Source organism: Streptomyces sp. NPDC048516 (genome assembly GCF_043199875.1).
Lineage (GTDB): Bacteria > Actinomycetota > Actinomycetes > Streptomycetales > Streptomycetaceae > Streptomyces.
Genome location: NZ_JBICWS010000001.1, coordinates 707762 through 720122 on the forward strand (window position 1 = coordinate 707762; position 12361 = coordinate 720122).

A 12361-nucleotide genomic window follows, 5' to 3' on the forward strand; every position below is an offset into this window, starting at 1 on the left:
CCGGCCCTCCGGTCACTGTTCCCGCAGTTCTCCGGCATCGGCGAGGCACCACGCCTGCCGCCCGCGGTTGCCCTCGTGGGGGACATATCCCGCAGTGCCGAACCGGCCGTCGTGTGGTGGGAGATGTCGCCGAGGAAGGCGACCCGGGGGCACGTCATCGATGGTCTGGCGGGTGGTCATGGAGGCCGAGGCTAACTGCGGACGCCGCGGGAGTCGACGTAATTGTCCGGGCGGCGGCTCCGTCTTCCCGGGCCCCTTCAGCCACCGTCCGGGAAGAGCCGGTCCAGGTGGTGGCGGAGGACCGCTGCTGCGGCCTCCGGGGTGCGCTGGCCCACCAGGACGCTGGTGCCGAGGCCCGCCGACAGGGCGAGGAGGCTGATCGCCTCCGTGCGTACGTCCGTGCCGGGCGCGGTCAGGCCGGCTTCGCGCGCCCGCTCCAGTTGGTCGGCCACCAAGTCCTCGGCGGCATTGGGGCCGTCGATGAACGGCTGGGCGGCCAGGGCCTCATCCGTTACGGAGAGCACGGCGTAGGAGGTGTAGACGAGGTGGAAGGTCCGGCTCTCCTCGTCGCGGGGGAGTGCTTCGAGGAGGATGGCCTCGATCATCCCGCGTGGTCCCGGGGTGTCCCCGGCGGCCCGGAACCGGTCGGCGATACGGGCACCGAGCCCGGTGGTCAGCTGCTGCAATCCGTGGAGCAGCAGCTTTTCCTTCGTCTCGAAGTAGTACTGCACCAGTCGCAGGGACACCCCTGCTTCGGCTGCCACATCGCGCATCCCGATGGCGTGCAAGCCGCGCCGCCCGGCGACCCGGACCAGTGCCTCGGCGATCTGGGTGCGCCGCTCTTCGTGGTCCACGCGCTTCGGCATCAGCCCGTGCCCTCCGCCTCGTTCGTTCCGTTCCGGTCTGCGGGATCGGCTACATGGTACCGCTGTACCACTTTGGTGATACGGTGGTATCACTAAATTCGCTGTCAGGAGGTGGCCTGCCGTGCCCGGCACCAAGACGCAAGACCACAACCCCGCCGTCGGCCGCTATGTGAACGAGGCGGTGCGCGACCGGTACTTCGCCGCGTGCGACGCCGTCTACGCCCTGGGGCCGGCCCCGGCCGGGGAGTGCGACGTGGAGACCCGCTTCGGGACCACCCACGTCTACCGGTACGGGCCGACGGAGCCCGGCGCCGCCTCCCGCACTCCGGTGGTCCTGGTGCACGGGGCCGGCGGCAACTCGTCGCAGTGGTACCCGAATGTCGCCGCCTTGAGCGCACGGCGCCCGGTCTATGCGATCGACACCCCCGGCGACCCGGGCCGCAGCGTGCAACACGAACCGATCCACCAGCCCGAACGTGCCGCACAGTGGCTCGATGAGGCGCTCGAAGGCCTCGGACTCGACCGGGTCCACCTCGTCGGGTCCTCGTACGGCGGATGGCTCACTTTGAACCAGGCGCTGCACCGGCCCGGCCGACTGGCCTCGGTCACCCTGCTGGATCCGGGCGGCCTGGAGAAGGTGGGCCTCCGGTTCTTCGCCTGGATCTTCGTCAGCCTCTTCGCGACCTGTGCGCCGAAAGCACTGCGTCCACGCCTCGCCGCCTGGCTCGACCAGCCGGTCCTGGTGGTGCCGGAACTGCGCGCGATGATACGGCTCGGCGTGCGCGCCCACCGCATCCGCCGCCCCGCCCCGCTCCCTCTCACCGAAGCCGAACTGTGCAGTATCCGCACTCCGCTCTACCTGTTGCTCGGGAAGCGGAGCCTGATGGTGCATCCCCGACGGCAGCAGGTGCGTGTCCCGCGGCTGGTGCCCGGCGCCCGGGTCGAGATCGTCGCCGACACCGGCCATGCACCCCAGATCGACCACGCGGAGTCGGTCAACAGCCGGATGGTGAGCTTCCTGGACTCAGTGGACTCCGTGGACTCACTGGACTCCGCGCACTGAGGTGCACCGGCACCCGGCCGAAGGGGTGCGGAGGCGGACCCGGCAGCTCGGGGGCCCGGCGGACCAGGGCCCGGCGGGACATGGCTCGGCAGGTCAGGGGCCGGCCGGTTCACGGGTCGTGCACCGTGATGCGCAAGGCCCCCGCCAGGCACCCTCAGCGGCCTGGGTCTCGATCACCCCTGCGGTCTCCTCCCGCCCCGCGCTCGACCGCCGCCAGCACCCGGCCGGCGCCGTCCTCCGTGCCGAGCAACGCCGCCACCTGGCGGGCGCGATGGCGGTACCGGGGGTCGCGCACGGCCTTCCCCATGGCAGCCGCGAGGTTTTCCGCGGTCAGCCGCTGGAAGGGAATCCTCCCGGGGCCGACTCCGAGTGACGTCAGGCGTGACGCCCAGAACGGCTGGTCCAGCATCATGGGAACGGGGACCGCCGGCACGCCCGCGCGCAGGCCGGCCGCCGTGGTTCCGGCACCCGCGTGGTGGACGACGGCTGCCATCTGCGGAAACAGCTGGGCGTGCGGGACCTCGCCCACCGTCAGGACGTCGTCCCCCTCGACCGACAGGCCCGCCCGGCTCGACTGGACGACACCGCGTACCCCGGCGAGCCGCAAGGCGCGTGCCAGGAGACGTCCGAGCCGTTCCGGGTCACTGGGCGCCATGCTGCCGAAGCCCACGAAGACCGGTGGCGGACCGGCCTGGAGGAAATCCGCCAGCCTGGGTTCCGGTGTCCAGCCGGGGACTTCCGACGGCCACCAGTAGCCCGCCACCTCCATGCCCGGCCGCCAGTCGGCGGGCCGGGGTACCACCGCCGGGCTGAATCCGTGGTGGACGGGCCAGGTGTCCCGACGCCGCACCAGGGCCTCCCGCGTCACGCCCAGCCGGCGCCGCAGATGGCGCACCCCGGGAGCAAAGGCCCGGGCCAGCAACGACTGTGCGCACTGTCCCAGGGCCCGGTTGGCGAGCGGCCCCCACGACGGCACGTCGAGGATGGCCGGCGGGAACTCCCGGGTGGGCTCCAGGGGCTGCAAGAACACGCCGGCGCAGGGCAGTTGCAGACCCTCCGCCGCCACGAGCCCCAGGGGAGCCAGGCTGCTGGAGAACAAAAGGACCTCGGCGCCCGAGGCGCAGGCCTCGGCCACCGCGTCGGCCATCTCCGGCGCCAATTCCCGTGCCAGTCGCAGCTGTTCGGCCTTGGACAGGCCGGCGCCCTTCCCCGGCCTGTGCCCCGGCGTGTCCTCCGCTCCGGACGTGGCGTACCGGTCGAGCGGCAGGGGATGGAAGCCCAGGCCGCTGCGGCGTACGACCTCGGCCGAGCGTTCATGGGTGGCCATCACCACCCGGTGTCCGGCGCGATGCAGCCGGGCCCCCAGGCCGGTGTAAGGAGCGACGTCCCCGTGCGAACCCGCGGTGGCGATCAGGATGTGCATGGTCGGCAGTGTCCCGTTTCGTCGGCTGCGATGATTCCGACAGCGACCGGCTTCACCCGGGCGGTGTAACCGCCGTATTTCCGTGTGCGGCCGGACGCGTGGGAACCCCGCGCAGTGGTGTGGTGGACGAGGGCCGGGGGGCCTCCTCGCGGGCGTTTGCGCGGCACCCCGGCGCGGTGGTCAGTCGCGGCGTGCGATCACCCGGTAGGCGTTGGACAGCCGGGTACGCCGTGTGAAGGGCGCCAGCAGGAGGTCGAGCCCGATGAGGACGAGGAGCACGGGCGCGACGGCCAGCAGGGAAAGCCCGCGGATCCAGCGGCTGACCGGCCCCGGCCTCCGGGGCAGCCAGGGCAGATCCTCGCTCGGCAGGACGGACTTGAGCATGTTCACCGCCGCGGACGTCAGATCGGTGGGGACATGGGGCTCGTGCCGGTCGGTGGCCACGACGGTGAATCCCTGCTCGGCCAGTGCACTGCACAAGTTGTCCAGGGGGACGAAGTGCAGATGCTGCGGCTGGAGCCACGGCCCCCACCATTGGCCGAGCAGCCGGGCGGAGGCGGATTCCGGGTCGGGCACTTCCACCAGGAGGTGACCGCCGGGCCGGAGCGCGGTGTGGGCGGCGGCCAGTTCCTGCCGTGGCGCCAGGGTGTGTTCCAGGTAGTGATGCATGCTCACCACGTCGTACTGGCAGGCCAACTGGCCTGCCAGCCCGACGAAGGAACCCCGGTAGGCCCGGGAGATGCGGCCGTTGCGTGCGGCGATCTCGACGCCCTCGCCCCAGTCGAGCCCGTGGAACTGCGTGCCCGGATGGATCTTTCGGGCTTCGGCGCAGAAGTCGCCGTGACCGGTTCCCACGTCCAGCCACCGTGACGGGCGGCCGAAGGGGAGCAGCGCCCGGGCGCGGGCCCGGTAGAGCCGCACCGCGAGGGGCGAGCGGGCCAGCCGGGCCATTGTCGCCTCGCCCAGGCCGTCGTAACAGTCCCGGTAGTAGAAATCCAGCCCGTCCGCGCTCAGCCGGGGATTCTGGAACACGTGCCCGCAACTGCGGCACTGGTCGAGTACGAACGTCCCGGGCTTGTGCTGGGGATGGTCGGTGGTGCGCAGGCGCCCGCGCAGCCGGGAGGAGGTGCACCAAGGACATGTGGTGCGCCGTGGTTCGAAGAACCGCTCCAGCCCGTGTGCCAGCTCGTCTTGGTAACGGTGCCGGTGGGCGGCGATCTGCTCGCTTCGCATACTCATCATGGGGGGCTTCTTTCCGATGTGGTCCTGAGAGGGGAGCGCTGCCACCGGTGCGGAGGGCGGGCGAGGCACGCCGGGCCGCTCCGGGGACCGGGCGCGCACCGCACGGACGCCGGAACGCTGGGTGCACTACGAACGGGTGGCGGCACGGGGGCGGGCACGGCGGGGCACGGACAAGCGCCGCACACACGGGCGTTCCACCCCCGCATACAGCAGCCACGAGGTCAGCAGCACGACGGGCAGCCCGGCCAGCACCACGGCGAGGTTGCTCCACCCATGACCCGTCAAAGACAGGTACAGCAACCCCAGCACCATGAAGTGGACGAGGTACATGGCGTAGGAGATCTCACCGAGGAACACCAGGACGGGCGTGCGCAGCAGCGATTTTCTGCCGCGCAGGTCCAGCTCGGCGGTCGCGTACACGAGCGTGGCGAGCGGGATCACGGTCGAGGCCGCGTACAGGAAGCTGCGCGGCAGAAAGGCGGCGTTGACCACGATCGTGCTGATGACGCCCAGAGCGGCCGGGAGAATGCCGATGCGCGGAATCCGCATTCCCGTCGAGGAGATCCGGGCCAGCATCATGCCGAGGACGAATTCGGGCAGCCTCGTGATCGGCAGCATGTACAAGGACCAGTATCCGGGAAATGACGGACCACCCGGGTTGAGGACGAACTCGTAGAGCACCGGGCAGGTCCAGACGAGCGCGATGGCCCCGCCCGCCCCGATCAGCAGTCCACGACGTGACAGCCGCTCGACGTACGGCAGAAGAAGGGGGAAGAGGAGATAGAAGAACCCTTCGGCGGCCAGTGACCAGGAAACCGGGTTACCCGCGGAGACAAAGCGCTGGCTGGGAACCCAGGTGTGCACCAGGAAGAGGCTGGAAAGGTTCGCCGTCCATCCGGAACCGTGTGTCGCCGTCCCTCCGGCGCAGACGAGCGCGGCCATGATCACGCACCAGGTCAGTACGTGATTGGGCAGAATCTTGGCGGCACGGCGCCGCCAGAAGGCGCGTGCGGTGTCGGTCGGGCGGGCGGAATGCGTGAGCACATAGCCGCTCAGAATGAAGAAGAGCGAAACCGAACTCGCCCCGACCCATACTTCGGGTCCCAGGGTCCGGGCGAGGTGCGGGTTGATCAGCAGCGCACTGTGGGTGTAGACGACCCCGCCCGCAGCGGCGAACCGCAGACCGGTCAGAGAAGGCAACTGCCGGGGCCGGCCCGATCGTGTGCCGTCCTTCGCCGACGGCTCCTGTGCGCCGATACGGCCGACGACGCGGCCGACCGTCGCGGTGGAGGGGGACGACGGCCTGGGGAGATCGTGCACGAGTGGCCTCCTGCGGGAACGACCGGGCCCATGACCACCACGCAGATGCACAGGGGTGCGCGGAAGGGGTCGCCGGGGGATCGATGGGAAGGACTGATCCGGCCCGTGCGGAGGAATGGGCGGCCCGTCGCGCGGATACCTCGATTGACCCACCGCTCCACGCCCGTGCCTAGGGAAGGTGACCCGATTTCACTCATACGGCCCAGAGCCGGACCCTGGTGCGCCGTAAGCCCCCGCAGCAACGCCCGTATCCGGTGGTGGCCTACGTGACATCCCTCAGGTGCGCCCCGGCCGTACAGGTGATTCCTGCGGACCTGTGGCCGGGCGGGTGGAGCGCGAAGCGGCCGCGGGAAAGAATGACGTCATTCCGCCGTGCCATGCACACCGGCTGCCTGGGGCGCCGATCACCCTCAAGGGCAGGGCATATGACGAGGCAACGCATTCCGGTGCACAGGGTGCTCGGTAACAGCGGTACCGCGATATAGGAGCGAACTGATGCGTCGCTGCGCGCGTGCGGGAAAGGCCCTGCGCGAAGGACCGGGCGGCGCGGAAACGGCTGGGTCGAGGGGGAGGGAAACGCCTGCCTCCGGCGGGCCCGGATATCCACCGCAGGCCCCACTCCCACACCAGAGGTCTTGAGTTGAAGCACACCAGCGCATCTGAGTCCCGCACCGTCCTCGGCAGTGCGGGGACCGTGGTTCTGATCGCCGCCGCACTCACCCTGCAGTGCGCCCAAGCCGCCCCGGCCAAGGCTCCTGAGCCCCCGTCAGCGACCGCTGCCGCTCAGCGCGCCCGGACCATCAGCTCCGCACTCGGAGCCAGCGCGGCGGGCTTCTACTACGACGCGCCGCGCAACCAGCTCATCGTCAATGTGACCACCGCGGCTGCCGTGGCCAAGGTCCGTGGGGCCGGCGCCGAGGCCAAGATCGTCAAGCACTCCCTCACCTCGTTGAATGCGGCCCGTGCGACCCTCAAGCAGAAGGCCACCATCCCCGGGACGTCCTGGGCGATGGACCCCAGGACCAACCAGGTGGTCGTCGTCGCCGACCGTACGGTCCAGGGCGAGCGCTTGAACCGGCTCAAGAAGGTCACCGCTTCGCTCGGCGACCGGGTCGTCCTCAGACAGTCGGCGGGCACGCTCCGGCCGCTGATCGCCGGCGGCAATGCCGTCTGGGGCAGCGGCGCGCGCTGCTCGCTCGGCTTCAACGTCATCAGGGACGGTCAGCCGTACTTCCTGACCGCCGGCCACTGTGCCAACGCGGTGCGGAACTGGTCCGCCTCACAAGGGGGTCCGGAGATCGCGGTGACGGAGGCCGGTGCCTTCCCCGGTGACGACTTCGGGATCGCGAAGTACACCGACGCCGGTATCGCCCACCCCAGCCGGGTGGACCTCTACAACGGCAGCCTGCAGCCGATCGGCAAGGTGGGCGATGCCATCGTGGGGGAGCGGGTGCGGCGCAGCGGCAGCAGCACGCATGTCCGGACCGGTGACGTCACCGCCGTCGAGGTGACGGCCAACTACCAGGAAGGGCCGGTCGACGACCTGGTCCAGGCCGGCATCTGCGCGGAATCCGGGGACAGCGGCGGGTCGCTCTTCGACGGAGACACCGCGCTGGGCCTGACCTCGGGTGGCAGGGGCAACTGCCTTCTGGGCGGCGAGTCCTTCTACCAGCCCGTACGCGAGGCCCTGGAGAAGACCGGATCTCACCTCGGCTGATCTGAGGGGCCGGGCGGACCGGGCCGGGCGGACCGGTCCGCTCCCGGCCGCTACGGACGCAGCGAGGGCAGTGGCCCGAGCGTGGGCCACCGGTCCAGCATGCGATGGCGCAGGTCCGCGGCGAGCCGGTGCAGACCGCGCAGATCGGCCCGCTCGGCCGTCGTCTGTGCGACGACGCCGAGCCGGTGGACCAGCCGCTGCCGGGCCGTGGCGGTGCCCCATTTCCAGTCATGATCCGGGACGCGGGCCAGGTGGTCGACGGTGCCGCGGTGGGCCCGCTGCACCAGGGCGTCGCCGCGCAGCAGCCAGCCGGCACAGGCGTCGGTCAGATCGCCGTGCGGCTCGGTGCCGGTCGCGGTGGTCCATGCCGTGCGGTAGGCCGTTTCGGCGCGGTCCATGAGCGGTGCGGTTGCCGCGGTGGAGCACCAGCAGGTGGGAAAGCCGATGCGCAGGTAGGCGAGTTCCATGATCCCGTTACCGAGCGCGGCCTGTTCGAAGTCGATGAATCGGACGCCCTGTGCGGTGTGCAGGTCATTTCCCGGGCACGGGTCTCCATGGAGCAGGGCGTGCCCCGGTGCCTGGCCGATCCGGTCCGCGAGGGCCTCGAGTTCGGAGGGCGCGCCAGACGGCACGGACACCTCCAGCGCCTCGGCGAGGCGGAGGAAGGAGCCGATGTCGTCCTGTGTCGGGCCGGACCAGGCCGGCAGGAGGCCGACGTCCTCGGGGGTGCCGGTGGCGTGCAGCCGGGCGAGTGCGGTGGCATAGCCGACGATCCATTCACGGGACGGCCGGCGGGGCTCGAGATGCTCCAGGACCAGCACGCGCTCCTCGTCGTCGGTGCCCAGCAGGCGCGGCACGACAGCCGGTTCGACCCGGGAAGCGAGCTGCAGCGCCGTCACCTCGCGCGCGTACCGCTGAGCGGCGTCGGGGACGCCGACGATCTGTTTGACGACCGCCGGTATCCCGTTCAGCTCGATGCGCCAGACGCGCGAGCGCGGGCTGCTGTCCAGTCTGCGGTGCCTCGTGGGCGTCCCCAGCTCTGCCCGCAATCCGTCTCCGAACGGCAGTTGAGATGACATGGCCAGCATCCTTCCACCCACGCCAACAAGCGTGGCGCCGGGGTGAATTCCGATGCCGGGGTGAATGCGGTGTGCGGCTGCTGCGGAGGCGTCCGGTTCCCCCGGACTCCCCGGCGCGGGCGGGCCCGTTCGCCGGGGAGCCGGAGACAAGGGGGTCGCCTCACCGCCCCCAGATGCGGCGATGCGGTATGCGGGATGAGCGCGTGCCCAGATGTACGGCGCAGGGCACGGCGAAGCAGCGGTCGGCCGGGCCGCGCCCCCGTCGGTACCACCGTCCCGACGGGGGACTCGGACGGTCTGGGGAGGAATGGCTACCAACCCGCCTCGCCGGCGGAGGAGACCGTTGCCCACGCTCCCTCTGAAGGGGCCCTGAGCGGGGCCTCGTCCGAGGTGCCCGCTGCGGGTGTCAGGTCGCCCCCGCCGCCGAGAGCTCCGCGCAGCGCGTGGCTGGTCTCAGCCGATGGTGGCGCCGGTGGAGGTGGCACCGGTCGTGCCGCCCGCGCCGCCGCCGATGGTGGCGCCGGTGGTGGTGGCGCCGGTCGTGCCGCCCGCGCCGCCGCCGATGGTGGCGCCGGTGGTGGTGGCTCCTGTGGTGCCGCCCAGGCCGCCGCCGATGGTGGCGCCGGTGGTGGTGGCGCCGGTCGTGCCGCCCACGCGGCCGCCGATGGTGGCGCCGGTGGTGGTGGCACCGGTCGTGCCGCCGCCGAGCCTGCATCCCACCGGTACCAGCTGGATCCTGCCGTTCACGATACGGACTTTGCAGAGCACGCCTCCGCCGCCGCCGATGGTGGCGCCGGTGGTGGTGGCGCCGGTGGTGCCGCCCAGGCCGCCGCCGATCGTGGCGCCCGTGGTGGTGGCTCCTGTGGTGCCGCCCACGCCGCCGCCGATCGTCGCGCCGGTGGTGGTGGCGCCGGTCGTGCCGCCCACGCCGCCGCCGATCGTGGCGCCGGTGGTGGTGGCGCCGGTCGTGCCGCCCACGCCGCCGCCGATCGTGGCGCCGGTGGTGGTGGCTCCTGTGGTGCCGCCCACGCCGCCGCCGATGGTCGCGCCGGTGGTGGTGGCACCGGTCGTGCCGCCCACGCCGCCGCCGATCGTGGCGCCGGTGGTGGTGGCTCCTGTGGTTTGTTCGGTGCTGGTCGGGGCCGAAGCCTTCGCTGTCTGCGGCGCTTCACTGCTCATCGCGGTGATAGCACCGACCGTTCCCGTGAGTGTCACGGCCAGGAAAGACGCACCGATCACGTGGGGAATTCGCTTCCGGATGTTTGTCGCCATGATGCCTCCTCTTGAGTGGACGGGCCGTCGATAGACCAGCCTGGGAGGTCGGCCATGACCGCGGTGTTGATCCGGCGTGGCCCTCGCGTGACGCGCTCGGTACCGGGCGGGAATCCGCCGCTTCTACCGGCCGTCCGGTCCCTGGTGAACCGGCCCGTCAATCGAACCGGCCGTACTCGACCGGGCAGGCGCAGCGCCGGTCACAGATGGTGTCGAGGTGATCGCCACCCGTGCAGGGGGCCGCTGGGGGAGTAGTCACCGGATCGGACCCGAGCGGGCCGGACCCGGGCGGACGGGACCCCGGTGAACCGGACCCGAGTGAAGCGCGGCCGGGCGGACCGGGGCCGAGTGCACCGGACCCGGCGGACCGGCCCCGGCCCTGCCGGAGCCGGGTGAGCAACTGCCCTCGGCCGGGTCGCGGCGCCACGGTGCCGTGTCCGGAGCCGTGGCGGGAAGAGGCCGCGAGGTCACGCGTCCGGGGGCTGCCTCGGGCGTTGTGCGCCACAGTCGATGCGCGCTCTGCCATCCGGGTGACGGGGCGTCAAGAGCGTTGCAGGCGTGCTCACTCGGGTGGATTACTGGGAGCCATCCAATCCGGTGGGCCGCCTACCCTCTCGGGCGAGTGGCAGTCGGCCTACCTCGACAACACACCCACGTGAGGGCGGGCGGCGGTGCAGCACTGGCGCCGCGACGGATGCCCTCGCACGCAGAGGCGTGAAGACACCAGGCAGGTGCCGTTCGTCGGCACCGGCTGGTGTGGCGGCTCACATCACCTCTTCCTGGGGACGCCATGCGAACTGTCCGTACATTGCGCGCCATCCTCGGTGTCTGCGCCCTGACCGTGGCGCTGACCGCCGGGCTGGTCGCCGTCCCGACCGGGGCACACGCCCAGACGCCTGTGCTGTGCAGTGAAACCTCGCTGGTCAACGCGATCACGGCGGCCAATGCGGCCGACGGGGGCACCCTGGCGCTGATCCCGTTCTGCACCTACCAGCTCACCAGCGCGCATGGGAACGGACCCACCGGCCCGGTGGGGCTACCGCCCATCACCACGTCGATCACCCTGGTGGGTATGGGCGTCAACATCGTCCGTGACCCGAGCGCACCGGCCTTCCGGGTCCTCCAGGTCCAGGGGGCCGCGAACGTGCCAGGTACCAAAGGCCAGTTGAGCCTGGTGGGGGTCACCGTACGCGGCGGCAGTGCCGTGCCTCCCTTCCCGGGAGGCGGCATCTCGAATCTGGGGGGCACGGTCTCCCTGCTCACCAGTGCCGTCATCGGCAACACCGCCGTTGCCGGGGGCGGAATCTACAACGACAACGGTGCCGTCTCGCTGACCGCCAGCTCCGTCACCGGAAACACCGCCACGTCCAGCGGCGGCGGCATCTACGTCAACTCCGGGGGCGTGACTCTGCTGGGCACCACCGTGAGCGGCAACACCCCGGACAACTGTGCTCCGTCAGGCAGCGTCATCGGCTGCACCTGACGGCCGGCCGGCGCATCGGCCACCACGCACCACACACCCCATCCCGACACCGGCGGCGCACACCGCCGCCCGGTCTCGGCTGATCACTCCCACTCACACACTCCACCGAAGGAGCTTCGCCATGCCCATCTCTCCCAGTCAGGGTTCGACCGGAGGCGGGACCACCGTCAACATCACCGGTACCAACCTCGGCGGCGCCACCGCCGTGCACTTCGGCACCAAGACAGCCACCATCACCGGCAACACGCCCACCTCGGTCACCGTCATCAGCCCCTCGGGCACCGGTACGGTTCCCGTGACCGTGACCACCCCGGGCGGAACCAGCAACCCGCTGTCGTTCTTCTACGTAGGTGCGCCCTTCAAGTCCGGCATCTCCCCGGTCTCCGGCGTCACCGCGGGCGGCAACACCGTCACCATCACCGGCACCGGCCTGACCACCGCCACCTCGGTGAACTTCGGTGCCGCCACGGCGACCCCGACCGTGGTCAACGACGGCCAGCTGACCGTCGCCGTGCCGGCGGGCACGGGGCCCGGGCCGGTGAGCGTCAGCGTCACCACCGCGGGCGGTACCAACAACGGCCTGTCCTACACCTACGTCGACGCCCCGACCCTCACCACGCTGAACCCCAACTCCGGCCCGGTCAGCGGCGGAACCGTGGTGACCCTCACCGGCACCAACCTCAGCAGCACACAGTCGGTCACCTTCGGCGCCACGCCCGCACCGTTCACCGTCCTCAGCGACACCACCGTTTCCGTCGTCACCCCGCCCGCGGCCGACGGAACCCCCGGTCCCGTCGACGTGACCGTGACCACCACGGGTGGCAGCGCCACCCTCACCGGCGGCTTCACCTACCTGGCCGGCCCCGGCATCTGACCGGCACCCCGAGCCGCTGACG

Annotated in this window: 10 protein-coding genes; 4 read left to right on the forward strand and 6 right to left on the reverse strand. The window is 71.3% G+C overall.

Annotation, left to right across the window (positions count from 1 at the left end; genetic code table 11):
• Nucleotides 1-257: 257 nt before the first annotated feature.
• Nucleotides 258-866 carry a TetR/AcrR family transcriptional regulator gene (locus tag ACGFR7_RS03220; RefSeq protein WP_393312361.1) on the reverse strand — a complete coding sequence of 203 codons (609 nt, stop codon included), beginning with the start codon at nucleotides 864-866 and terminating at the stop codon, nucleotides 258-260.
• A 121-nt stretch (nucleotides 867-987) separates the two neighbouring features.
• On the opposite strand from ACGFR7_RS03220, the gene ACGFR7_RS03225 reads away from it, so the two are divergent.
• Nucleotides 988-1929 (forward strand): alpha/beta fold hydrolase, encoded by a 942-nt coding sequence (locus tag ACGFR7_RS03225; protein WP_393312363.1) that lies wholly within the window; start codon nucleotides 988-990, stop codon nucleotides 1927-1929.
• Nucleotides 1930-2083: 154 nt separating this feature from the next.
• Here the strand turns inward: ACGFR7_RS03225 and ACGFR7_RS03230 are convergent, their stop codons facing one another.
• The 3 genes from ACGFR7_RS03230 to ACGFR7_RS03240 form a co-directional block, all read right to left on the reverse strand.
• The gene (locus ACGFR7_RS03230) at nucleotides 2084-3352 is read right to left on the reverse strand and encodes a glycosyltransferase (protein ID WP_393312365.1); all 1269 of its coding nucleotides are present in this window, start codon (nucleotides 3350-3352) and stop codon (nucleotides 2084-2086) included.
• A gap of 180 nt (nucleotides 3353-3532) precedes the next feature.
• Entirely contained in the window at nucleotides 3533-4594 is a 1062-nt protein-coding gene (locus tag ACGFR7_RS03235; protein ID WP_393312367.1) for a class I SAM-dependent methyltransferase, read from the reverse strand.
• A gap of 126 nt (nucleotides 4595-4720) precedes the next feature.
• Nucleotides 4721-5914: an acyltransferase family protein gene (locus ACGFR7_RS03240; RefSeq protein WP_393312369.1), complete on the reverse strand. Its 1194-nt coding sequence runs from the start codon at nucleotides 5912-5914 to the stop codon at nucleotides 4721-4723.
• Between the two features lie 640 nt (nucleotides 5915-6554).
• On the opposite strand from ACGFR7_RS03240, the gene ACGFR7_RS03245 reads away from it, so the two are divergent.
• Nucleotides 6555-7631: a S1 family peptidase gene (locus ACGFR7_RS03245; RefSeq protein ID WP_393312371.1), complete on the forward strand. Its 1077-nt coding sequence runs from the start codon at nucleotides 6555-6557 to the stop codon at nucleotides 7629-7631.
• A gap of 50 nt (nucleotides 7632-7681) precedes the next feature.
• On the opposite strand, the gene ACGFR7_RS03250 is transcribed toward ACGFR7_RS03245, so the two are convergent.
• Entirely contained in the window at nucleotides 7682-8710 is a 1029-nt protein-coding gene (locus ACGFR7_RS03250) for an aminoglycoside phosphotransferase family protein (protein ID WP_393312373.1), read from the reverse strand.
• A gap of 453 nt (nucleotides 8711-9163) precedes the next feature.
• Nucleotides 9164-9889 (reverse strand): hypothetical protein, encoded by a 726-nt coding sequence (locus ACGFR7_RS03255; RefSeq protein WP_393312375.1) that lies wholly within the window; start codon nucleotides 9887-9889, stop codon nucleotides 9164-9166.
• Nucleotides 9890-10772: 883 nt separating this feature from the next.
• Here ACGFR7_RS03255 and ACGFR7_RS03260 point away from each other — a divergent pair.
• Together ACGFR7_RS03260 and ACGFR7_RS03265 are read left to right on the forward strand one after the other, a co-directional pair.
• Nucleotides 10773-11465: a hypothetical protein gene (locus tag ACGFR7_RS03260; RefSeq protein WP_393312377.1), complete on the forward strand. Its 693-nt coding sequence runs from the start codon at nucleotides 10773-10775 to the stop codon at nucleotides 11463-11465.
• Nucleotides 11466-11586: 121 nt separating this feature from the next.
• On the forward strand, nucleotides 11587-12339 hold the full coding sequence (locus tag ACGFR7_RS03265; protein WP_393312379.1) for an IPT/TIG domain-containing protein: 753 nt from the start codon (nucleotides 11587-11589) through the stop codon (nucleotides 12337-12339).
• Nucleotides 12340-12361 lie beyond the last annotated feature (22 nt).

Excerpts from the sequence above, each read along its gene's own strand:
- ACGFR7_RS03220 (WP_393312361.1), bottom strand. The coding sequence starts at position 866 with ATGCCGAAGCGCGTGGACCACGAAGAGCGGCGCACCCAGATCGCCGAG.
- ACGFR7_RS03230 (WP_393312365.1), bottom strand. The coding sequence starts at position 3,352 with ATGCACATCCTGATCGCCACCGCGGGTTCGCACGGGGACGTCGCTCCT.
- ACGFR7_RS03235 (WP_393312367.1), bottom strand. The coding sequence starts at position 4,594 with ATGATGAGTATGCGAAGCGAGCAGATCGCCGCCCACCGGCACCGTTAC.
- ACGFR7_RS03250 (WP_393312373.1), bottom strand. The coding sequence starts at position 8,710 with ATGTCATCTCAACTGCCGTTCGGAGACGGATTGCGGGCAGAGCTGGGG.
- ACGFR7_RS03255 (WP_393312375.1), bottom strand. The coding sequence starts at position 9,889 with ATGAGCAGTGAAGCGCCGCAGACAGCGAAGGCTTCGGCCCCGACCAGC.
- ACGFR7_RS03260 (WP_393312377.1), top strand. The coding sequence starts at position 10,773 with ATGCGAACTGTCCGTACATTGCGCGCCATCCTCGGTGTCTGCGCCCTG.
- ACGFR7_RS03265 (WP_393312379.1), top strand. The coding sequence starts at position 11,587 with ATGCCCATCTCTCCCAGTCAGGGTTCGACCGGAGGCGGGACCACCGTC.